Below are 22,375 nucleotides of genomic sequence, written 5' to 3'. Positions count from 1 at the left end.
CTTGAATCCTAGATGCTGAACATCATCGCGGTGAGCAGGAAATCCAGCCCCAGCACGGCCAGGGAACCCGCCACCACGGTGCGCGTGGTCGCGCGCGAGACGCCTTCGGGCGTCGGTTGGGCTTCATAGCCCTGCAGCAGCGCGATGAAAGTCACCGTGACGCCGAACACCAGGCTCTTGAGCACGCCGTTGCCGACGTCGCGCCACCAGTCCACCCCGCCCTGCATCTGGCTCCAGAAGGCGCCCGGGTCCACGCCGATCATCAGCACGCCGACGATGTAGCCGCCGAGGATGCCGACCGCGCTGAACACCGCCGCCAAGAGCGGCAGGGCGATCACGCCGCCCCAGAAACGCGGCGCCAGGATGCGGCGCACCGGGTCGACCGCCATCATCTCCATGGCCGAGAGCTGCTCGCCCGCCTTCATCAGGCCGATCTCGGCGGTGAGCGAAGTGCCCGCGCGGCCGGCGAACAGCAGCGCCGTGACCACCGGGCCGAGCTCGCGCACCAGCGAGAGCGCCACCAGCAGGCCCAGCGCCTCGGACGAGCCGTAGCGCTGCAGCGTGTAGTAGCCCTGCAGGCCGAGCACGAAGCCGACGAACAGGCCGGACACCGTGATGATGGCCAGCGAGTAGTTGCCCAGGAAATGGACCTGGTCGCGCACCAGGCCGAAGCGCCTGAGCGCCTCGCCCGAGAGGGCCAGCAGGCGCACGAACAGCCGGGCGCCCTTGCCCAGGTCGGCCAGCACGCCGCGGGTGGCGAGGCCGACTTCGGCGGGATGCCACCATTTCATCGGCCAAACCCTCCGCCAAAGTCCTGCGGCACCGTCGGGCCGGGGTAGTGGAAATGCACCGGGCCCTCGGGCCGGGCATTGACGAACTGGGACACCAGCGGATCGGTGGAAGCGCGCACCTGCTCGGGCGTGCCCTGGGCGGCGATCTTGCCGTTGGCCAGCACGATCACCTGGTCGGCGATGCGGAAGGTTTCCTCCAGGTCGTGCGAGACCACGATGCTGGTGATGCCCAGCGAATCGTTCAGGCGGCGGATCAGTTGCGCCGCCGTGCCCAGCGAGATCGGGTCCAGGCCCGCGAAGGGCTCGTCGTACATCACCAGGTCGGGATCGAGCGCGATGGCGCGGGCCAGCGCCACGCGGCGCGCCATGCCGCCGGAGACTTCGCTGGGCATCAGGTCGCGGGCGCCGCGCAGGCCGACGGCATTGAGCTTCATCAGGACGATGTCACGCACCAGCGTTTCGGGCAGCTGCGTGTGTTCGCGCAGCGGAAAGGCGACGTTGTCGAACACCGACAGGTCGGTGAAGAGCGCGCCGAACTGGAACAGCATGCCCATGCGCCGGCGCACGGCGTAGAGGCCGGCCCGGTCCAGGCCGCCGACCTCCTGGCCATCGAACCGCAGGCTGCCGCGCTGGGCGCGGACCTGCCCCCCGATCAGGCGCAGCACGGTGGTCTTGCCGCCACCGGAAGCCCCCATCAGCGCCGTCACCTTGCCACGCGGCACGGTGAAGCTCACGCCGTCGAGGATGCGGCGATCGCCATAGCCGAAGCTCAGGTCTTCGCACTCGACGAGCGGACGGTCGGGATCGGGCATTCGGTACGAAAAAGCCGGGACGAGCCCGGCTGTCTTGCTGCGGAAGGCCGATGATACGGCCTGCCCTCGGCCGGCGCCTTAGCTGCGGATGAGCAGGTGGCGCCGGCGCATCACCGTTCCTGTCAGCGCGGCAGGTCGCTGAACCCCATCAGGAACTCATCCACGGCGCGCGCCGCCTGCCGGCCCTCGCGGATCGCCCAGACGACCAGCGACTGGCCGCGCCGGATGTCGCCGGCGGCGAACACCTTGGGCACGCTGGTCGCGTAGCCGCCGATGAACTCGGTGCTGGCCTTGGCGTTGCCGCGGCCGTCCTTGTCCACGCCGAAGCCTTCCAGGATCGTCTGCACCGGGCTGACGAAGCCCATGGCCAGCAGCACCAGGTCGGCCTTGTATTCCTTCTCCGTGCCGGCGACCTCGACGAACTTGCCGTCCTTGAACTCGACCTGCACGGTCTTCAGGCCGGTGACCTTGCCCTTCTCGCCGATGAATTCCTTGGTGGCGATGGCGAACTCGCGCTCGCACCCTTCCTCGTGGCTGGAGCTGGTGCGCATCTTGTACGGCCAGTACGGCCAGGTCAGCTCCTTGTTCTCCTCTTCCGGCGGCATGGGCATCAGCTCGAACTGCACGACGCTGGCGGCGCCGTGGCGGTTGCTGGTGCCCACGCAGTCGGAGCCGGTGTCGCCGCCACCGATCACGATGACGTGCTTGCCGTCGGCGCGGATCTGGCCCTTCACCTTGTCGCCGGCGTTGATCTTGTTCTGCTGCGGCAGGAACTCCATCGCGAAGTGGATGCCGTCCAGGTCGCGGCCCGGCACCGGCAGGTCGCGCGACTGCTCGGCGCCACCGGTGAGCACGATCGCGTCGAAATCGGCCTGGAGCTGCTTGGGCGTGATCGTCTCCTTCGCCCAGTTGGTGACCCTGGATCCCTTGGGCAGCTCGCCCACCATCACGCCGGTGCGCATGACGACCCCTTCGGCCTCCATCTGCTGGACCCGGCGGTCGATGTGGTGCTTCTCCATCTTGAAGTCGGGGATGCCGTAGCGCAGCAGGCCGCCGATGCGGTCGTTCTTCTCGAACAGCGTCACGTCATGGCCGGCACGCGCCAGCTGCTGCGCGGCGGCCATGCCGGCGGGGCCGGAGCCGACCACCGCGACCTTCTTGCCGGTCTTGATGCGCGGCACGCGCGGCTTGACCCAGCCCTTGTCCCAGGCGCGGTCGATGATGGCGTGCTCGATCGACTTGATGCCCACCGGCTCGTCGTTCACGTTGAGCGTGCAGGCCGCCTCGCAAGGCGCCGGGCAGATGCGGCCGGTGAACTCGGGGAAGTTGTTGGTCGAGTCCAGGACGGTGAAGGCGTCTTCCCAGTCCTGGTGGTACACCAGGTCGTTGAAGTCCGGGATGATGTTGTTGACCGGGCAGCCCGAGTTGCAGAAGGGCGTGCCGCAGTCCATGCAGCGCGCGCCCTGCACCTTGGCCTGCTCGTCCGACAGGCCGATGACGAATTCCTTGTAGTGCTTCACGCGCTCGGGGACGGGCTTGTAGCCCTCCTCGACGCGCTCGAATTCCATGAAGCCGGTGATCTTTCCCATTCTCTTGTGCTCCGTCTGTGGCTTCAGGCCGCGGCGACGCCGTCGTGCCGCACCGCCATCTTGGCGTCGTTTCCGGTGCTGGTCTCCATGACCTCGCGCTCGTGCATCTCGGCCAGCGCGCGCTTGTACTCGTTGGGGAACACCTTGATGAAGCGGCCGCGCGCTTCCTTCCAGTTGTCCAGGATCTGGCGGGCGCGGCGGCTGCCGGTCCAGCGGTTGTGCTCCTCCAGCAGCTTCTTGACCTGCACGTCGTCGGCCTGGTCGCCGTGCAGCTTGGTGCGCGGCGCCACCGACTTCTGTTCGGCCGCCGTGAGCACGCGCTCCAGCGTCACCATCGACGTGTTGCAGCGGCTGGCGAACTGGCCGTCCTCATCGTAGACGTAGGCGATGCCGCCGGACATGCCGGCCGCGAAGTTGCGCCCGGTCTTGCCCAGCACCAGCACCGTGCCGCCCGTCATGTACTCGCAGCCGTGGTCACCCGTGCCTTCGACCACCGCGGTGGCACCCGACAGGCGCACCGCGAAGCGCTCGCCCGCCACGCCGGCGAAGAACGCCTCGCCGGTGGTGGCGCCGTACAGCGCGGTGTTGCCGATGATGATGTTGCGCGTCGCCTCGCCGCGGAAGTCGATGCTGGGCCGCACGACGATACGGCCGCCCGACAGGCCCTTGCCCGTGTAGTCGTTGGCGTCGCCGATCAGGTACAGCGTGATGCCCCTGGCCAGGAAAGCGCCGAACGACTGGCCGCCCGTGCCTTCCAGCTGGATGCGGATGGAGTCGTCGGGCAGGCCTTCCGGGTGCGCCTTGGTCACCGCGCCCGAGAGCATGGCGCCCACGGAGCGGTTGACGTTGCGTGCGATCTCGATGAACGAGACCTTCTCGCCGCGCTCGATGGCGGGCCGGCTGCGCTCGATCAGGATCCTGTCCAGGCTCTTGTCCAGGCGGTGGTCCTGCTCCTCGACCTGGAAGCGCGGCACTTCGGCCGGCACGTTGGGCTGCGCGAACAGGCGGCTGAAGTCCAGGCCGCGCGCCTTCCAGTGCTCGATGCCCTTCTTCATGTCCAGCAGGTCCGCCCGGCCGATCAGGTCGTCGAACTTGCGGATGCCCAGCTGCGCCATGATCTGGCGCACTTCCTCGGCGACGAAGAAGAAGTAGTTGACGACGTGCTCGGGCTTGCCCGCGAACTTCTTGCGCAGCAGCGGGTCCTGCGTGGCCACGCCCACCGGGCAGGTGTTGAGGTGGCACTTGCGCATCATGATGCAGCCCTCGACCACCAGCGGCGCGGTGGCGAAGCCGAATTCGTCGGCGCCCAGCAGCGCGCCGATGGCGACGTCGCGGCCGGTCTTCATCTGGCCGTCGGCCTGCACGCGAATGCGGCCGCGCAGGCGGTTGAGCACCAGCGTCTGCTGGGTTTCGGCCAGGCCGATCTCCCAGGGCGAGCCGGCGTGCTTGATCGACGACCAGGGCGACGCGCCCGTGCCGCCGTCATGGCCGGCGATCACCACGTGGTCGGCCTTGCACTTGGACACGCCCGCGGCGATGGTGCCCACGCCGACCTCGGACACCAGCTTGACGCTGATGGAGGCGTGTGGCGCCACGTTCTTCAGGTCGTGGATCAGCTGCGCCAGGTCTTCGATCGAGTAGATGTCGTGGTGCGGCGGCGGGGAGATCAGGCCCACACCGGGCACCGAGTAGCGCAGCTTGCCGATGTACTTGGACACCTTGCCACCGGGCAGCTGGCCGCCCTCGCCCGGCTTGGCGCCCTGCGCCATCTTGATCTGGATCTGGTCGGACGAGGACAGGTACTCGGCCGTGACGCCGAAGCGGCCCGAGGCCACCTGCTTGATGCGCGAACGCAGCGAGTCGCCCGCCTGCAGCGGGATGTCGACCTCGACCACGTCTTGGCCGATGATCTGCGCCATCGTCTGGCCGGTCTGGATCGGGATGCCCTTGAGCTCCTGCCGGTAGCGCGCCGGGTCCTCGCCGCCCTCGCCGGTGTTGCTCTTGCCGCCCATGCGGTTCATGGCGATGGCGAGCGTGGCATGCGCCTCGGTCGAGATGGAACCCAGCGACATGGCGCCGGTGGCGAAGCGCTTGACGATGTCCTTGGCCGGCTCGACCTCGTCGACCGGGATCGCCTTGCTCGGGTCGACCTTGAACTCGAACAGGCCGCGCAGCGTCATGTGGCGGCGGCTCTGGTCGTTGATCAGCTGGGCGTACTCCTTGTACGTGCTCCAGTTGTTGGCGCGCGAAGCGTGCTGCAGCTTGGCGATGGCGTCGGGCGTCCACATGTGCTCTTCGCCGCGGGTGCGCCAGGCGTATTCGCCGCCGGCGTCCAGCATGTTGGCCAGCACCGGATCGTCGCCGAAGGCGGCCTTGTGCATGCGGATCGCCTCTTCCGCGATCTCGAACACGCCGATGCCCTCGACGCGGCTGGCGGTGCCGGTGAAGTACTTCTCCACCGTGTCGCTGTTCAGGCCGATGGCCTCGAACAGCTGGGCGCCGCAGTAGGACATGTAGGTCGACACGCCCATCTTGGACATGATCTTGGACAGGCCCTTGCCGATCGCCTTGACGTAGTTGTAGATGGCCTTCTCGGCCGACAGCTCGCCCGGCAGGTCCTGGTGCAGGGACACCAGCGTTTCCATCGCCAGGTAGGGGTGCACGGCTTCGGCGCCGTAGCCGGCCAGCACGCCGAAGTGATGCACCTCGCGCGCCGTGCCGGTCTCCACCACCAGGCCGGCCGTGGTGCGCAGGCCCTCGCGCACCAGATGCTGGTGGATGGAGGACAGCGCCAGCACCGCGGGGATCGCCAGCTGCTCGGGGCCCACGCCGCGGTCGCTGATGATCAGGATGTTCTTGCCGCTGCGGATAGCGTCCACCGCCTCGGCGTTGAGCGAGGCCAGCTTGGCCTCGACGCCCTCGCGTCCCCAGTGCAGCGGGTAGGTGATGTCCAGCGTGTAGCTGCGGAACTTGCCCTGCGTGATCTTCTCGATGCCGCGCAGCTTGGCCATGTCGGCGAAGTCCAGGATCGGCTGGCTGACTTCCAGCCGCATCGGCGGGTTCACCTGGTTGATGTCCAGCAGGTTCGGCTTGGGGCCGATGAAGGACACCAGCGACATCACGATCGCCTCGCGGATCGGGTCGATCGGCGGGTTGGTCACCTGGGCGAACAGCTGCTTGAAGTAGTTGTAGAGCGGCTTGTTCTTGTTGGACAGCACGGCCAGCGGGCTGTCGTTGCCCATCGAGCCCACGCCCTCCTCGCCGGCCGCGGCCATGGGGGACATCAGGAACTTGAGGTCCTCCTGCGTGTAGCCGAAGGCCTGCTGGCGGTCCAGCAGCGAGACCGCGCTGTGCGAAGCCTCACCCGTGTCCTCGGACAGGTCGTCCAGCTTGATGCGCAGGTTCTCGATCCACTGCTTGTACGGGCGGCTGTTGGCCAGGCTGGCCTTGAGCTCCTCGTCGTCGATCATGCGGCCCTGCTCGAGGTCGATCAGGAACATCTTGCCGGGCTGCAGGCGCCACTTGCGCACGATCTTGTTCTCCGGCACCGGCAGCACGCCGGACTCGGAGGCCATGATCACCAGGTCGTCGTCGGTAACGCAGTAGCGCGAGGGGCGCAGGCCGTTGCGGTCCAGCGTGGCGCCGATCTGACGGCCGTCGGTGAACACGATCGAGGCCGGGCCGTCCCAGGGCTCGAGCATGGCCGCGTGGTACTCGTAGAAGGCCTTGCGGCGCTCGTCCATCAGCGTGTGCTGCTCCCAGGGCTCCGGGATCATCATCATCACCGCCTGGGCCAGCGGATAGCCGGCCATGGTGAGCAGTTCCAGGCAGTTGTCGAAGGTGGCGGTGTCGGACTGGCCGGGGAAGCTGATCGGATAGAGCTTCTTGAGGTCGTTGGCCAGCACCGGCGAGGACATCACGCCTTCGCGGGCGCGCATCCAGTTGTAGTTGCCCTTGACCGTGTTGATCTCCCCGTTGTGCGCGACATAGCGGTACGGGTGGGCCAGTGGCCACTCGGGGAAAGTGTTGGTGGAGAAGCGCTGGTGCACCAGGGCCAGGGCCGAGACGCAGCGGGCGTCCTTCAGGTCCAGGTAATAGGTGCCGACCTGGTCGGCCAGCAGCAGGCCCTTGTAGACGACGGTGCGGCTGGACATCGACGGGACGTAGTACTCCTTCGAGTGCTTCAGCCGCAGGTTCTGGATGGCCGCGCTGGCGGTCTTGCGGATGACGTAGAGCTTGCGCTCCAGGGCGTCCTGCACGATGACGTCGGCGCCGCGGCCGATGAACACCTGGCGCAGGATCGGCTCTTTCTTGCGCACGGCCGGCGACATGGGCATGTCGCGGTCGACCGGCACGTCGCGCCAGCCCAGCAGCACCTGGCCCTCGGCCTTGATGGCCCGCTCCATCTCCTGCTCGCAGGCCAGGCGGGAGGCGTGTTCCTTGGGCAGGAAGATCATGCCCACGCCGTACTCGCCGGGCGGCGGCAGCTCCACGCCTTGCCGGGCCATCTCCTCGCGGTACAGCGCATCGGGCAGCTGGATCAGGATGCCCGCGCCGTCGCCCATCAGCTTGTCGGCGCCGACGGCGCCCCGATGGTCGAGGTTCTCCAGGATCTTCAGGCCCTGCGAGACGATGGCATGGCTCTTGTCCCCCTTGATGTGGGCCACGAAGCCGACGCCGCAGGCATCGTGCTCGTTGGCCGCCGAATACAGGCCATGTTTTTGCAAATGAGAAATCTCGGCAGCCGTCGTCATGGCTCCACTCCAGTCAGGGGAATCAGGGTTTGCGAGCATAAAGCAGGCCAGAACACCTTGCCAAGCAAATTAAACGGGGTCAGATTCCAATTATCAGACCACCGCAGAGGCGTCGCACCTAATTAGGGACAGATGAATCTTTCTTGTGCGGCCGCCCGGCCGGCAGCGGAACCGCGCGGCGGTCGCTGCGCCGTTGCAGTTCGTCGAGGTAGGCCGCGTCGCCGAGCGCCCAGCCTTTGTGGGTCGAGCCGGCCAGCGCCTCCTTCGTCTCGCGGCTGATCCCGGCGGCGATCAGTTCGCCATAAGCCTGCTCGCGGGCGAACGGCGTGTTGCCCAGGGACCAGAACAGCGGATGCGGGGTCACCAGCCGGTCATTGGTCAACCCGGCGTAATGACGGTGGCTCGACCACGGGTACTGGGCCGGTTCGGCCACGACACCAGCCCGAACCGGGTTCAGGTCGATGTAGACCATGCAGGCCAGCAGGTAGCGTTCGGCCTGGATGAGCGTCGAGCGGTAGCGGCCCTCCCACAAGGTCCCGCTGCGCTGCTGGCGGGTGTTGAAGTAGCGCACGTAACGCCGCCCGATCGCCTGCATGAGGTCGGGCAAGCCGTTCTCCGTCTCCGGCGTCGCCAGCAGGTGGAAATGGTTGCTCATCAGCACGTAGCCGTGGATCGCCACCTTCAGCTCTCGCGCGTAACCCTCGGCCAGGGCGAGCAGGAAACGGCGGTCGTCGTCGCCTGCGAAGATCGGCTGGCGGTTGTTGCCGCGCTGGATCACGTGGTGCGGGTAGTGGGGGAGCGTGAGCCGGGGAAGGCGGGCCATGGGTTCGAAGCCGAAATTGGAATCTGACCCCGATTATCCGGAAGCCATTGGCTGACGGCGATGCAGGAGGCGCACCGACAGCGAACCGCAGAGCGAGCATCCAAGATCATCGGTCCCCGAACGGAGGCGCCAACCGGAGGACACCATGCCATTCGCTGTCTACATGATCGGATTCCTGGTGTTCATGGCCGGCGTGGTTTGGGCCGCCGTGGTGGTGGGCGTGCCCCAGCTCTACATCACGTTCGGCGCGCTGGTGCTCATCGTGGTGGGCGCCATCGTCGGTTTGAGTCGCTCGCGCACGAGGCAGCGGCGGCGACACGAGCACTAATCGGTCGAATCCGCGGCCAGCTTCAGGTCCGGGAAACGCACCGCTTCCAGCCCCTCCAACCCGAATTCGCCAAGCAGCGCGTGCAGCCGCTGGGCCGCGCTGCGCTTTCGCTTGCCGGTGTAGCGCGCCAGGATGAGCTCGTTCTTCATGCTGTGCTCCCAGCCGACCAGCTCGGTCACCGTGACCGAGTAGCCGCAGGCCTCCAGGTACAGGCAGCGCAGCACGTTGGTCAGCTGGCTGCCCATCTCCCGCGTGTGCAGCGGATGCCGCCACAGCTCGGCCAGCGGCGTGCGCGACAGCGACAGCGCCTTGCCCTGCCGCAGGCGGGAAGCCACCTCGGCCTGGCAGCAGGGCACCAGCACCATGGACGCCGCCTGCTTGCGCAGCCCGAAGGCGATGGCGTCATCGGTGGCGGTGTCGCAGGCGTGCAGCGCTGTCACCATGTCGATGTGGCCGGGCAGCGTCTCGTCATGCGCCGCATCGGCCGCGCTGGTGTGGAGGAACTGCATGCGTTCGAAGCCGAACCGCCCCGCCAGGGCCCGCGAACGCTCTACCAGGTCCTGACGGGTCTCGATCCCGTAGACCCGTCCCTTGCCCGCAGGCTGTAGCGACAAGTCGTACACGATGAACCCGAGGTAGGACTTGCCGGCGCCGTGGTCGACGATGGTCGGACCTTCGTCGGTGGTGGGCAGCTCCCGCAGCAGCTGGTCGATGAACTGGTGCAGGTGGTAGACCTGCTTGAGCTTGCGGCGCGAGTCCTGGTTGAGCTTGCCCTCGCGCGTGAGGATGTGCAGCTCCTTGAGCAGCTCGGTCGACTGCCCCGGCCTCAGCTGCAGTTGCTCGGCGCCGCTCATGAGCGCCCTGCGCCGAGCGCCTGCCAGCCCGGAAGGCCAAGACGCTCCAGCGTTTCGATGTTCGCCTCGTAGATCGCCTCAGCTTGGGGGAAGGCAGCGACGGCACGGTCGACACTCTCCTCGCGCAGCAGGTGCAGCGTGGGCCAGGGCGAGCGGTTGCTGAAGTTGGCCATGTCTTCCTCTTCGGCACCCGCGAAGACGAAGGCCGGGTGGAAGCTCGCCAGTTGCAGCACCCCCCCGAGCTTGCGGCGCGCGATCAGCCGCTCGCCCTGGCGCACCAGGTCGTGGAACAGCAGGAACTCGTCGAAGCCACGAGGCACCACCAGCAGCGTCGTGTCGCGCTCGCCCGCTTCGTGCTCCAGCAGGGCCGTGATCTCGGCATCGAGGCTTTCCAGAACGGCCGCGGCATTGTCGGCTTCGCAGACGGCGAAATGCACCTGGCCCTTGACGTGTACGGCTTTGGCGAAGGGGCAGAGGTTGAGGCCGATCACGGCCCGCTCGAGCCAGCGGCGGGTGTCGGCCACGACCTGGGGGAAAGAAACGGAGCCGACGACCATGGGGGCGCGATTCTAAGAGCGCGGCCTTGTCCCTAGTGCGAGCGCGTCTCTCGCGTGCGCGCGGCCCAGGCCGCCAGCAGCAATCCCAGGCCCGCGCAGCCGGACGTGACGAGCCAGCTCCACTGCCAGCCGCCAACGCGGGCCGCGACCCAGGCGACGGCCGGCGGCCCCAGGAACTGGCCGAGCGCGGACCACTGTTGCATCCAGCCGACCGTGGTCGAGACCGTGTCCTCGGCCGGTGCCAGGCGCACGGCCAGCGAGAACAGCGTGCCGGGAATCACGCCGCCGACGGCGGAGAAGGCCAGGACGGCCAGGTAGCGAAACAGAGGACCCGCCCCGGACTCGGGCAGCGCATCGGAGAACGCCAGCACGCTCGCGATCCCCATCGTCAGGTAACCGGCGGCCAACAGACTGGGGGCCGGCACACCGCGTTGGAGCAGCCGTCCTGCTGCCAGGTTGCCCAAGATGTTGACGGCTGCCGCGAAGGCCGTCGCGGCCGCAGCCGTCGACAACGAGATGCCGGCCGCGAGATAGATCGACGGCAGGAAGCCGATCACGGCGAGCCACTGCGCCGAATAGACGCCGAAGGCGAAGGCCACCAACCAGGGGCCGGGCGCGGCAAGCGTCTTGCGGACACGTGAGGCCCACGCACCCCGCCCGGCGACTGCAGTTTCGGGATCGCGCGGCAAACGCCTGGCCAGCGCCGCCGCCATCACGAGCGACAGTCCGCCCAGCAGCCACCACCAACCCGGCCAGCCCGCCCAGGCCATCCAGGCGGGTCCGCCCAGCAGCGCGAGGGCGGTCGCGAACGGCATGTAGGCGCCCCACACGCCGAGCATCGCGCTCATGCGGCCCGGCGGCACCAGCCGCCGGATCAAGCCGGGGGCCGGCATCGATGCGAGCAGGAACCCCAGGCCTTCGAGCGCGCGCAGGCCGAGGAGCGCAGCGGGCGTGGTCGCGAAACCGCCCGCGAGGCTGGCCAGCCCGGTCACGGCCAGGCCGGCCACCATGGTCCTTTTCAATCCCAGGCGATCGGCTGCGAGACCGACGATCAACCCCAGCGTCATGCCGGCGAACTGCACCAGCGAGAGGAGGAAGCCGGCTTCGACGAGGCTGAGGCCGAGAGTTTCCCGAAGGACCGGCAAGGCGGGCGGCAGCTTGCCGACGTGGACGGCGGCGGCGACGCCCCCCGCCACCACCAGCCAGGCGCGGCCGCTGCCCGCCGGCGTCACGGAAGCAGGGCCCGGCCGGTGAGCCGCTCGTGTTCCTTCGCCGCGAACCGGTCGGTCATGCCGGCGATGTAGTCCGCCACCGCGCGCTCGCGGTCCTGGCGCGCATCGAACCCGCCGGCCATCTGCGCCGGGTCGGCGGCATAGGCGTCGAACAGCTGCCGCACCACCAGCTTGGCGCGCCCGGTGGTCTCGGTCACCTGCGGATGGCGATAGAGGTTGCGCAGCAGGAATTGCTTGAGCTGGCCGGACTGCGCCGCCATGGGCGCGCTGAAGCTCACCAGCGGCCCGGCCGCGCGGGCGGCGTCGGCGCTGGCCACGCCGCTGGCCCGAAGCGCTTCCTGGGTGGCGTCGATGACGTCGTAGACCTGCGCGCTCAGCATGCGCCGGATCGATTCGTACAGCAGGCGGCGTCCCTGCAGCTGCGGATGCTCGGCCAGCGTCAGGCGGCGGAAGCGCTCGAACAGCTGCACTTCCTCCAGCTGCTCCAGGGAGATCAGGCCGGAGCGCACGCCGTCGTCGATGTCATGGGCGTTGTAGGCGATCTCATCGGCCAGGTTGCACAGCTGCGCTTCCAGGCTGGGCTGGGTGCGATCCAGGAAGCGTCGGCCGACGCCGCCCGGCTCGCGCTCCTCGAGCCGCTGCGCATTGGCGCGCGAGCAATGCTTGAGGATGCCTTCGCGGGTTTCGAAGCAGAGGTTCAGGCCGTCGAACAAGGGATAGCGCTCTTCGAGCTGGTCCACCACGCGCAGGCTCTGCAGGTTGTGCTCGAAGCCGCCATGGGGCTGCATGCAATCGTTCAGCGCGTCCTGGCCGGCGTGGCCGAAAGGCGTGTGGCCCAGGTCGTGGGCCAGGGCGATCGCTTCGACGAGGTCCTCGTTCAGGCCCAGCGGCCGCGCGATGGAGCGGCCCAGCTGCGCGACCTCCAGCGAATGGGTCAGCCGGGTGCGGAACAGGTCGCCCTCGTGGTTGAGGAACACCTGGGTCTTGTAGACCAGCCGGCGGAATGCGGTGGAGTGGACGATGCGGTCGCGGTCGCGCTGGAAGCCGGTGCGCGTGGGGGCTGCGGGCTCGGGATGCCGGCGCCCACGCGAGCGGTGCGGGTCGGAGGCGTAGGGGGCCGGGGACATGGCGGGGGTGGGCGCGCGGCTCGATCAGGCCGTGCAGTGCCGCAGCACCTCGCGCACCAAGGCCTCGGGTGCGGCCCGCATGGCGGCGCGGCCCGGGGCCTCGATCACCACGAAGCGCATGTCGCCCGCTTCGGCCTTCTTGTCCAGCCGCATCAGGTCCAGGTAGCGGTCGGTGCCGAGGTCGGGACCCTGGACCGGCAGGCCGGCCGCCCGCACAAGAGCAGTCATGCGGGCGGCAAAGGCGTCGTCCACCAGGCCCAGGCGACGAGACAAGTCCGTCGCCATCACCATGCCGCAGCCCACGGCTTCTCCGTGCAGCCACTCGCCATAGCCCAGGCCCGCTTCGATCGCGTGCCCGAACGTGTGGCCGAAATTGAGGATGGCCCGCAGGCCCGACTCACGCTCGTCCTGCCCGACCACCCAGCCCTTGATCTCGCAGCTGCGGCGCACGGCATGGGCGACGGCGGCCGCGTCGCGGCGCAGCAGGGCCGGCAGGTTGCCTTCGATCCAGTCGAGGAACGGCATGTCCGCGATCGGGCCGTACTTGATCACTTCGGCGAGGCCCGCGCTGAACTCGCGCGCCGGCAGTGTGGCCAGCGTGTCCAGATCGCACACCACCCGGGCCGGCTGGTAGAAGGCGCCGATCATGTTCTTGCCCATCGGATGGTTGATCGCCGTCTTGCCGCCCACCGACGAATCGACCTGCGCGAGCAGCGTGGTCGGCACCTGCACGAAGGGCACGCCGCGCATGTAGCAGGCCGCGGCGAAGCCGGTCATGTCACCGACGACACCGCCGCCCAGCGCGAAGAGCACGGTCTTTCGGTCGCAAGTCCGCGCCAGCAGCGCGTCGAAGATCCGGTTGAGGGTCTGCCAGTCCTTGTGGTCCTCGCCGTCCGGCAGGATGACGTGGTGCACCTGGGCGAATCGGCCGCGCAGCGCGGCGGCCAGGCGCCCCAGGTAGATCGGCGCCACTTTCTCGTTGGTGACGACCATGGCCGCCGCAGCGCGCGGCACCTCCGTCCAGGTCGCGGCCTCTTCCAGCAGGCCGGTGCCGATCACGATGGGATAGCTGCGGTCGCCCAGCTCGATGGCGACTTCATGAAGCACGGCGGACGGGGATGCGGCGGCAGGCATGGCCCGCAGTTTAAGCCGCGCTCGCGGATCAGGAGACGGGCAGTACGCCTGCGAGTTCCAGCTGCATGATGACCATGTTCACCAGCGTGGGCACCGAGGGCCGACCGGTCTCGACCACGAAGTGGGCCGTCTCGCGGTACAGCGGATCGCGTTGCGCGTACATCTCGCGCAGGCGGGCCTGCGGATCACTCACCTGCAGCAGAGGCCGCTGCGTGTCGTGGCGCAGGCGCCGCCAGAGTTCATCGGGCGATGAGCGCAGATAGAGCACGTGGCCCGCGCCTCGCAGAAGCGTGCGGTTGGCCTCGCGCAGGACGGCCCCGCCGCCGGTGGCGAGCACGCGTGGGTCGCCCGTCACGAGTTCCGTCAGGACTTGCTGCTCCAGGTCCCGGAAGCGCGACTCCCCTTCACGCTCGAAAAACTCGCGGATCGAACAGCCGAGCCGCTGTTCGATCGCGTGGTCCGAATCGTTGAAGGGGAGATTCAGCCGCCGCGCAAGGCTGCGGCCGACGGTCGATTTGCCGGACCCGGGCAGGCCCACGAGGACGAGGCTGAGCACGTCCGCGTGGCCGACCCCGATCAGCGCGCCGCGCTGCGGTCGGCGATCATCTTCGGGGTGATGAACACCAGCATCTCCTGCTTGTTGGCAGTGCGCTGGCGGTTGCGGAACAGGACGCCGACCCCGGGCAGTTCGCCCAGCACTGGGACGCGGGACTCGGTCTCGGTCTCGGCCAGCTCGAAGATGCCGCCGATCACCACGGTGCCACCGTTGTCCACCAGCACCTGGGTGCGGATGTGCTTGGTGTTGATCGCAATGCCGGCCGCCGTGGTCTCGCCTCGGCTGTCCTTGCTGATGTCCAGGTCCAGGATGATGTTGCCCTCGGGCGTGATCTGCGGCGTCACTTCCAGCTTGAGCGTGGCTCGGCGGAAGGCGACCGAGGTCGCGCCGCTGGACGTGGCCTGCTGGTACGGGAATTCCGTGCCCTGCTCGATCAGCGCCTTGGTCTTGTCGGCCGTCACGATTCGCGGGCTGGACACGAGCTTGCCCTTGCCGTCGGCTTCCAGGGCGGAGATCTCCAGGTTCAGCAGGCGCGTCAGCCGCGATTCGAACAGGGACACCGCGAAGCTGGCCGGGGTGAAGCCTCCGACGCCCGCGGAAGGCAGGTTCACGAAGTCCCCCGCCGTGGTCCCGACGTTGTCGCCCAGCACTGCCGTGCCGCCGGCCGGAACATCAGGGGTGATGTAGGTCGGCCCGAACTGGGTGTTGCGGCTGCCGTTCAGGGTGAAAGGCCGGCCGCCGAGGCGCACGCCCAGCGATTTGCCGAACGTGTCCGAAGCTTCGACGATCCGCGCTTCGATCAGCACCTGCGGAACGGCGATGTCCAGCTGCGAGATGAGCGACTGCACCGCCTCGAGGCGCGACGGGATGTCCGTCACGAAAATCTGGTTGGTGCGGCCCTCGGCGATGACGCTGCCGCGGGCGCTCAAGATGCGCGCCGCGCCGGCACCGGCAGTGATCTGCGCCGCGATGTCGGCCGACTTGGTGTAGTTCAGCTGGAACGACTGGGTGCGCAGCGGCTCCAGGCTCTGGATGGCGGCACGCGATTCGAGCTCCAGCTTCTCCTTCGCGGCGATCTCGTCCTTGGGAGCGATCCACAGCACGTTGCCGCTCTTGCGCATGCCCAGGCCCTTGGCCTGCAGGATGATGTCCAGCGCCTGGTCCCAGGGGACGTCCTTCAGGCGCAGCGTCACGGCGCCGGACACCGAGTCGGACGTGACGATGTTGAAGTTGGTGAAGTCGGCAATGACCTGGAGCAGCGACCGCACTTCGATGTTCTGGAAGTTCAGCGACAGCTTCTCACCGGTATAGCCGGGGCCTTGTGACAGCTTGTTCGGATCGACGCGCAACGGCCGCACTTCCACCACGAACTGGTTGTCGCTCTGGTAGGCGCTGTGCTCCCACTGGCCCTTGGGCTCGATGACCACGCGCACGCGATCGCCGGCCTGGGAGGTGGTGACGGTCTGGACCGGCGTGCCGAAGTCGGAGACGTCGAGGCGACGGCGCAAGCCTTCCGGCAGCGTGGACTTGAGGAATTCCACCACCAGCTGCTGGCCCTGCTGCTTGATGTCGACGCCCACCTGGTTGCTGGGCAGTTCGACCTGTACGCGGCCGGCGGCGTCCGGCCCGCGGCGGAAGTCGAGGTCCTTGATCGGTTGCGTATCGCGGTTGCGGCTCTCCGCGAAGGCCGACTGCGCGGGGGAAGGAGTGGCGCTCGCCACGGCCACCGGCTCGAGCGACACCAGAAGCGACTTGCCTTCGATCTGGGCCTTGTAGCCCGTGGCAGCGCGCAGATTGAGCACGAGGCGCGTGCGGTCACCCGCGGTGACCACGTTGACGGAACGCAGATTGCCCTGGTTCAGTTCGATCGAGGAGCGGCCCAGGCCATTGGTGGCGTTGGGAACGTCCAGCGCGATGCGCGCGGGGGCCTGGATGGTGAAGCCCGGGGGAACGGCCGCCAGCGGCTGGGAGAAGTCGATGCGAACGACCTCCACGCCACCCTGCACCGAGCTGCTGACGTTCTGGACGACCGTCTGCGCCCGCGCCGACAGGCTCACGCCCAGTGCCAGCAGGCCGCCGAGGCAGCCCAGGAGAAGTCGTCCCGCCATGGTTTTCTGGTTCTTCATTTCGCCCTCTCTTGCAATTGGAGCGTCGCTGTGCGCTCGATCCACTCACCGGCCGCGTCCTGCACGATCTCGCGCACGACGACCTCGGATTCGCCGACCTTCACGATCTTTCCGTAGTTCTGGCCGAGGTAGTTGCCCGGCTTGACCTGGTACAGGAGGTTGTCGACCTTGACCAGAGCGACCGGCAGCCCCTGCTTGAGCAGGCTGCCCACCATGGACATGGTGTCCAGGGGGAAACTCTCCAGCGGTTCCTTGCGGCGCGCGAGCTCGGGGGCGAGCAGGGCCGCACTGGTGGTCGACTGCGCGGATTCGCGCTTGAGCGCCTGCGTCAGTTTCTGGTTGCTGAAGGGGTCGAAGGCGTTGGCCTGCGTGTAGCCCTGGGGCGTGAATTTCTTCGGCTCCGGGATGGGCTGGACCTTGGGGCGCGTCTGCGCGCGCTGCTGGGCCATCCACGCCTGCAGCTCGTCCTGGCCGGAGCCGCCGCAGCCGCCCAGGACGGCGGCCAGGGCGACAGTGAAGGCGATGCGCTGGGTGATCATTTCTTGGCTCCCGGCGCCGTGGCCTTGCGCTGCTTCTGCACTTCCTCCGGGTCGAGGTAGCGGAAAGTCTTGGCCTGCGCTTCCATGATCAGCGTGCCATCCTTGACCGGCTGCACCGCGATGTTGTTCAGGGTCACGATGCGCGAAAGGTTGGCGATGTCCGAGGCGAAGGAGCCGATGTCGTGATACCGGCCGGTCACCTTGAGGGCGATCGGCAGTTCGGCGTAGTACTCCTTGACGTTGACTTGCCCGGGACGGAACAGCTCGAACGCCAGGCCCCGGCCCAGGCCGGCCTGGTTGATGTCGGACAGCAGGGCGTCCATCTCCGCCTTGCTGGGCAGCTGCTTCTCGAGCTGGTCCACATACTGCTGGACCTGCTCGCGCTGCTGCTTCAGCGCCGCCAGGTTGATGGCCTGGCCGAGCTTCTTGGTGAAGTCTTCCTTCAGCGTCTTTTCCCTGGCGAGTGCGGCCTCGAGCTCATCGTTGGAGCTGGAAAGCCAGACGAACCAGAGCGCGGTGACGATCGCAGCCATGAGCGCCAGGCAGGCGAGCGCGCGAGGGAGGATCGGCCATGTGGCCGGATCGTTCGGGTTGAGCCCGCGGAACTGGGATGCGACCTTCTGCTGCAGGTCAGCCAGGTTGAACTTGGGAGCGGCGGTGGTGGCCATGGGATCAGGTCCTCGTGGCGGAAGCCGGAGCGGCGGCGGAAGGCGCGGAGGCGGCGGAGGCTGCACCTGCCGCCTTCTGCACCTCGCTCGAGCGCAGCAGCCGCACGCGCATGTTGAAGTTGGCGACCCGACGCTGTTCGCGCGGGCTGAGGTTCACGCTCGCCGCCACGATCTCCACCAGTTCCGGCCGGGTCAGGTAGGGACTGTTGTTGGCCAGGTTGCGCAGCAGCTCGGAAACCCGTTCATTGGACTGCGCAAATCCGACGATCGTCACGACCTGGTTTTCCTGCTTCACGTTCGTCACGTAGACGCCGTCGGGCAACTGCGCCACGAGTTCGTTGAGCAGGTGCACCGGCATGTTGCGGTCGGCCTGCAGGTCTTCCACCGCCTGCTGGCGAGCGCGCAGGGCTGCGATTTCCTGCTGGAGGGTCGAGATTTCCTTGATCTGGCCTTCGAGCACCTTGATCTCCTGCTCCAGCACCAGGTTCTTGCCCTGCTGGTTCGAGATCTGGGCTGCGTACCAGAGGAACACGGCGCCGGCGATGACGCCGCCAAACAGGGCCGCCACGCCCAGGGAGGCAATGAAAGCCTCGCGCTTGCGCTTGCGAGCCGCTTCGCGGTGCGGGAGCAGGTTGATCAGGATCACTGCAGGAACCTCCGCATGGCCAGGCCGCAGGAAGTGAGATACGACGGGGCCTCCCGCCGCATCTTCTTCTCGCGCACACCCTCGCCGATTTGCATGCCCTCGAACGGATTGGCCAGGGCGCAGGGGAACGACGTCTGCGCGGTCACGGCTTCATTGAGGCCGGGAAGCGCCGCCGAGCCGCCGGCCAGCATGATGTGGTCGACCTTGTTGTGCGGCGTGCTGGTGAAGAAGAACTGGAGGGCGCGGGCGACTTCCTGCGCCATGCTGTCCACGAAGGGGCGCAGCACGGCGGCCTCGTAGTCGTCCGGAAGTTCGCCGCTGCGCTTCTTGCTTTCAGCCTCCTCGGGGGAGAACCCGTACTGGCGCACGATCAGCTGAGTGAGCTGGGCGCCGCCGAAGGCCTGGTCGCGGTCGTACAGCACCTCGTCGTTGCGGATCACCTGCATGCTGGTGGTGAACGCGCCGACTTCGAAGAGGGCCACCATCGTGTCCACGCCGTTGCTCGGCAGGGTCTGGATCAGGCGGCCGGCCGCGAGTCGGGACGAATAGGACTCGACGTCGATGATCACCGGCTTCAGGCCCGCGGCCTCCGCCAGGCCTTGACGGTCCTGAACCTTCTCGCGGCGTGACGCGGCGATCAGCACCTCGATGTCGCCGGTGGACGTGGGGCTGGGACCGACGACGCAGAAGTCCAGGCTCACTTCGTCCAGCGAGAAGGGGATGTACTGGTTGGCCTCGGTCTCGACCTGGACCTCCAGTTCCTGCTCGGACAGGCCACCGGGTAGGATGATCTTCTTGGTGATGACGGCCGACGGCGGCAGCGCCATCGCTACGTTCCGGGTGCGGGTGCCGCTCTTCTTGATGAGCCGCCGCATCGCCTCCGCGACTTCGTCGAACTTCTCGACGTTGCCGTCGGTGATCCAGCCGCGCTCGAGCGGCTCCATGGCGCACCGCTCCAGCACGAGCGTGCCGGACTTGTCACGGCCGAGCTCGACCAGCTTCACGCTTGAAGAGCTGATGTCCAGCCCCAGCAGTGGCGCCGGCCCCCGGCTCAGGAAAGATCCCAAAGAGATCAATTCAGTCTCCCGCACGCCCATTTCAGGACGTAACAAACTTAAGATTCCACTTGAATGCTAGCAGTAACATCCTTGTCACCCAAAGGATTTTTCCATTTGCACAGCAATGAACCGTTGCCAAAAACCGACGAGCTACAGGGGGCCTGTGATGCATTACCGCAGAGCTCCGAAGTGGCCTCTGTCGGGTTAAGGGCTGGCATGTAACCAGCCCGACCGTAGAACCAAGGTCGATTTCTATAATCCCTCCGGGACGCAATCCAACGTTTTATGTCCAAAGACTCGCCGCCTGATGACCGACCGGCGTCCCGCTCCCGGTCGTCCTCCAAACCCACCGTCAAGAAGCGTTTGCTCACTGCGCTGCTGTGGCTCGCCGGCGGCGTGCTCGCGGCCGGCTTGTCGATGGTGATCGTGGGCGCGGTCGCGCTCTCCGTGGCCTACCCCAACCTGCCGGACATCTCGGAGCTGTCGGACTACCGCCCCAAGCTGCCGCTGCGGGTGTTCTCGGCCGACAACGTGCTGATCGGCGAGTTCGGCGAGGAGCGGCGCAACCTGACGCCCATCGCCGAGATCCCGGCGGTCATGAAGAACGCCGTGCTGGCCATCGAGGACGCGCGCTTCTATTCGCACAGCGGGGTGGACTACCGCGGCCTGCTGCGTGCCGCCATCGCCAACCTGGGCCGGGCCAAGAGCCAGGGCGCCTCCACCATCACCATGCAGGTGGCGCGCAACGTCTACCTCTCCTCGGAGAAGACGTTCACCCGCAAGCTGTACGAGGTGCTGCTCACCTTCAAGCTGGAGCACCTGCTCACCAAGGACCAGATCCTCGAGATCTACATGAACCAGATCTTCCTGGGCAACCGCGCGTACGGCTTCGCGGCGGCCTCGGAGATCTACTACGGCAAGGCGATGAAGGACATCACCATCGCCGAAGCGGCGATGCTGGCCGGCCTGCCCCAGGCCCCCTCGGCCAACAACCCGGTGAGCAACCCCAAGCGCGCTCGCTCGCGCCAGCTGTACATCATCGAGCGGATGGAGGAGAACGGCTTCATCACCGCCGAACAGGCCGACTCCGCCAAGAAGCAGGAACTGAAGCTGCGCACCGGCGGCTTCGACGTCGCCACCCACTCGGCCTACGTGGCCGAGACGGTGCGCCAGCTGGTGTACGCCCAGTACGGCGCCGAGACGTACACGCGGGGCCTGAACGTGGTGACCACGGTGAAGGCCGCGCAGCAGGAGGTGGCCTACCGGTCCCTGCGCAAGGGCATCATGGACTACGAGCGCCGCCAGATCTACCGCGGCCCCGAGCAATTCGTCGACCTGCCCGCCGACCGCAAGGAGCGTGAGGACGCCATCGACGACGCGCTGGCCGACCACCCGGACAACGGCGACGTGATGGCCGCCGTGGTGCTGGAAGCCGGCCCCAAGCGCATCGTCGCGGTGCGCGGCAACGGCGAGCCCTTCGAGATCATCGGAGAGGGGCTGCGCCCGGCGCAGTCGGGTCTCTCGGACAAGGCACCGCCCAAGATCAAGATCCGGCCGGGCGCAGTCATCCGCGTCGTGCGCACGCCCAAGAACACCTGGGAGATCACCCAGCTGCCCGAGGTCGAGGGCGCCTTCATCGCCATCAACCCGAAGGACGGCGCCATCCAGGCCATGGTGGGCGGCTTCGACTTCCACAAGAACAAGTTCAACCACGCCACCCAGGCCTGGCGCCAGCCGGGCTCGGGCTTCAAGCCCTTCATCTATTCCGCCGCGCTGGAAAAGGGCTTCACGCCTTCCACCATCGTCAACGACGCCCCGCTGTTCTTCGACGCCGGCGTGACCGGCGGGCAGCCCTGGGAGCCGAAGAACTACGACGGCAAGTTCGAAGGCCCGATGCCGCTGCACACGGCGCTGGCCAAGTCCAAGAACATGGTCTCCATCCGCATCCTGCAGGCGGTGGGCACGCAGAACGCGCAGGACTGGGTGGGCCGCTTCGGCTTCGAGCCCGAGAAGCACCCGCCCTACCTGACGATGGCGCTGGGCGCCGGCTCCGTCACGCCGCTGCAGATGGCCACCGGCTACTCGGTGTTCGCCAACGGCGGCTACCGCGTCAATCCGTGGGTGATCAGCCGTATCACCGACCACCGCGGCAAGGTGCTGGTCGAGACGCAGCCGCCCCTGCCCACCGAAGCCGTCCGCGCCATCGATGCGCGCAACGCCTTCATCATGAACCGCCTGCTGCAGGAGATCGCGCGCTCCGGTACGGCGGCGCGGGCGCAGGCCACGCTCAAGCGCAGCGACCTGTACGGCAAGACCGGCACCACCAACGACTCGATCGACACCTGGTTCAACGGCTTCCATCCCTCGCTGGTCGCCGTGGTCTGGATGGGATACGACAACCCGCGGCCGCTGGGCGACCGCGAGACGGGCGGCAGCATGAGCCTGCCGGTGTGGATCAACTTCATGGAAAGCGCGCTCAAGGGCGTGCCGGAAGTGGCGCCCGTGGCGCCGCCGGGCGTGGTGAACGTCGGCGGCGAGTGGTACTACGAGGAGTACGCGCGGGGCGGCGGCGTCAGCAGCCTGGGCGTGACCGCGATCCCGGGCGAACCGGTCAGCGCCGGCGGCGCCGAGATCCAGGCCCCCCGCGGCAGTGCCGGCCAGGGCACACCGGGCGCGCCCGGCGACAGGAGCCTGCTGAACGCCGATGGCCAGCCGCCGGCACCCCAGCCGCGGCAGCCCGACGAGCGCCGCAGCATCCTGGACCTGTTCCGCAACTAGGCG

18 protein-coding genes are annotated in these 22,375 nt (G+C 67.8%); 2 read left to right on the top strand and 16 right to left on the bottom strand.

Features of this window, described 5'->3' with window-relative positions; translation table 11 throughout:
* Window positions 1-8 precede the first annotated feature (8 nt).
* The 5 genes from mlaE to ASG30_RS16905 all read right to left on the bottom strand — a co-directional run bounded on the left by mlaE (window position 9) and on the right by ASG30_RS16905 (window position 8,769).
* On the bottom strand, window positions 9-791 hold the full coding sequence (gene mlaE, locus ASG30_RS16925) for a lipid asymmetry maintenance ABC transporter permease subunit MlaE (RefSeq protein ID WP_055899366.1): 783 nt from the start codon (window positions 789-791) through the stop codon (window positions 9-11).
* Window positions 788-1,603 carry an ABC transporter ATP-binding protein gene (locus tag ASG30_RS16920; RefSeq protein WP_055899364.1) on the bottom strand — a complete coding sequence of 272 codons (816 nt, stop codon included), beginning with the start codon at window positions 1,601-1,603 and terminating at the stop codon, window positions 788-790. The genes mlaE and ASG30_RS16920 overlap by 4 nt, the downstream gene beginning before the upstream one ends.
* 122 nt (window positions 1,604-1,725) lie before the next feature.
* On the bottom strand, window positions 1,726-3,192 hold the full coding sequence (locus ASG30_RS16915) for a glutamate synthase subunit beta (RefSeq protein WP_055899362.1): 1,467 nt from the start codon (window positions 3,190-3,192) through the stop codon (window positions 1,726-1,728).
* A 23-nt stretch (window positions 3,193-3,215) separates the two neighbouring features.
* Entirely contained in the window at window positions 3,216-7,946 is a 4,731-nt protein-coding gene (locus tag ASG30_RS16910) for a glutamate synthase-related protein (protein ID WP_055899360.1), read from the bottom strand.
* Window positions 7,947-8,064: 118 nt separating this feature from the next.
* Complete coding sequence (locus ASG30_RS16905; protein WP_055899358.1) at window positions 8,065-8,769, bottom strand: transposase; 705 nt, start codon at window positions 8,767-8,769, stop codon at window positions 8,065-8,067.
* Window positions 8,770-8,914: 145 nt separating this feature from the next.
* Between ASG30_RS16905 and ASG30_RS16900 the strand changes: the two genes are divergently transcribed.
* Window positions 8,915-9,097: a hypothetical protein gene (locus ASG30_RS16900; protein ID WP_055899356.1), complete on the top strand. Its 183-nt coding sequence runs from the start codon at window positions 8,915-8,917 to the stop codon at window positions 9,095-9,097.
* On the opposite strand, the gene ASG30_RS16895 is transcribed toward ASG30_RS16900, so the two are convergent.
* The 11 genes from ASG30_RS16895 to ASG30_RS16845 are packed head-to-tail and all read right to left on the bottom strand — an operon-like array spanning window position 9,094 to window position 19,612.
* Window positions 9,094-9,951 (bottom strand): class I SAM-dependent methyltransferase, encoded by an 858-nt coding sequence (locus ASG30_RS16895; RefSeq protein WP_055899354.1) that lies wholly within the window; start codon window positions 9,949-9,951, stop codon window positions 9,094-9,096. The two genes, ASG30_RS16900 and ASG30_RS16895, sit on opposite strands and share 4 nt — an antisense overlap.
* Complete coding sequence (locus ASG30_RS16890) at window positions 9,948-10,508, bottom strand: DUF1415 domain-containing protein (RefSeq protein WP_055899352.1); 561 nt, start codon at window positions 10,506-10,508, stop codon at window positions 9,948-9,950. Before ASG30_RS16890 ends, ASG30_RS16895 begins: the two co-directional genes overlap by 4 nt.
* 32 nt (window positions 10,509-10,540) lie before the next feature.
* A complete protein-coding gene (locus ASG30_RS16885; protein WP_055899350.1) occupies window positions 10,541-11,740 on the bottom strand; it encodes an MFS transporter in 1,200 nt (399 codons plus the stop codon).
* Window positions 11,737-12,867 (bottom strand): deoxyguanosinetriphosphate triphosphohydrolase, encoded by a 1,131-nt coding sequence (locus ASG30_RS16880; protein ID WP_055899348.1) that lies wholly within the window; start codon window positions 12,865-12,867, stop codon window positions 11,737-11,739. Before ASG30_RS16880 ends, ASG30_RS16885 begins: the two co-directional genes overlap by 4 nt.
* A gap of 24 nt (window positions 12,868-12,891) precedes the next feature.
* A complete protein-coding gene (gene aroB, locus ASG30_RS16875) occupies window positions 12,892-14,001 on the bottom strand; it encodes a 3-dehydroquinate synthase (protein WP_055899346.1) in 1,110 nt (369 codons plus the stop codon).
* A gap of 28 nt (window positions 14,002-14,029) precedes the next feature.
* A complete protein-coding gene (locus ASG30_RS16870; RefSeq protein WP_055899344.1) occupies window positions 14,030-14,557 on the bottom strand; it encodes a shikimate kinase in 528 nt (175 codons plus the stop codon).
* A gap of 20 nt (window positions 14,558-14,577) precedes the next feature.
* Entirely contained in the window at window positions 14,578-16,683 is a 2,106-nt protein-coding gene (pilQ, locus tag ASG30_RS16865; RefSeq protein WP_055899342.1) for a type IV pilus secretin PilQ, read from the bottom strand.
* Window positions 16,680-17,222, bottom strand: coding sequence for a pilus assembly protein PilP (locus tag ASG30_RS16860; protein WP_055899340.1), 543 nt, complete (start codon window positions 17,220-17,222; stop codon window positions 16,680-16,682). The genes pilQ and ASG30_RS16860 overlap by 4 nt, the downstream gene beginning before the upstream one ends.
* Window positions 17,219-17,890, bottom strand: coding sequence for a type 4a pilus biogenesis protein PilO (locus ASG30_RS16855; RefSeq protein ID WP_055899338.1), 672 nt, complete (start codon window positions 17,888-17,890; stop codon window positions 17,219-17,221). Before ASG30_RS16855 ends, ASG30_RS16860 begins: the two co-directional genes overlap by 4 nt.
* 4 nt (window positions 17,891-17,894) lie before the next feature.
* Window positions 17,895-18,536, bottom strand: a complete 642-nt coding sequence (locus ASG30_RS16850; protein WP_055899336.1) for a PilN domain-containing protein — start codon at window positions 18,534-18,536, stop codon at window positions 17,895-17,897.
* Window positions 18,533-19,612 carry a pilus assembly protein PilM gene (locus ASG30_RS16845; RefSeq protein WP_055900163.1) on the bottom strand — a complete coding sequence of 360 codons (1,080 nt, stop codon included), beginning with the start codon at window positions 19,610-19,612 and terminating at the stop codon, window positions 18,533-18,535. Before ASG30_RS16845 ends, ASG30_RS16850 begins: the two co-directional genes overlap by 4 nt.
* Window positions 19,613-19,879: 267 nt before the next feature.
* On the opposite strand from ASG30_RS16845, the gene ASG30_RS16840 reads away from it, so the two are divergent.
* Window positions 19,880-22,372: a penicillin-binding protein 1A gene (locus ASG30_RS16840; protein WP_055899334.1), complete on the top strand. Its 2,493-nt coding sequence runs from the start codon at window positions 19,880-19,882 to the stop codon at window positions 22,370-22,372.
* Window positions 22,373-22,375 lie beyond the last annotated feature (3 nt).

The organism is Ramlibacter sp. Leaf400, from assembly GCF_001424545.1.
GTDB lineage: Bacteria > Pseudomonadota > Gammaproteobacteria > Burkholderiales > Burkholderiaceae_C > Ramlibacter.
Note: the sequence above shows the minus strand (reverse complement) of the source record. Positions and strands in the feature narration are given on the sequence as shown.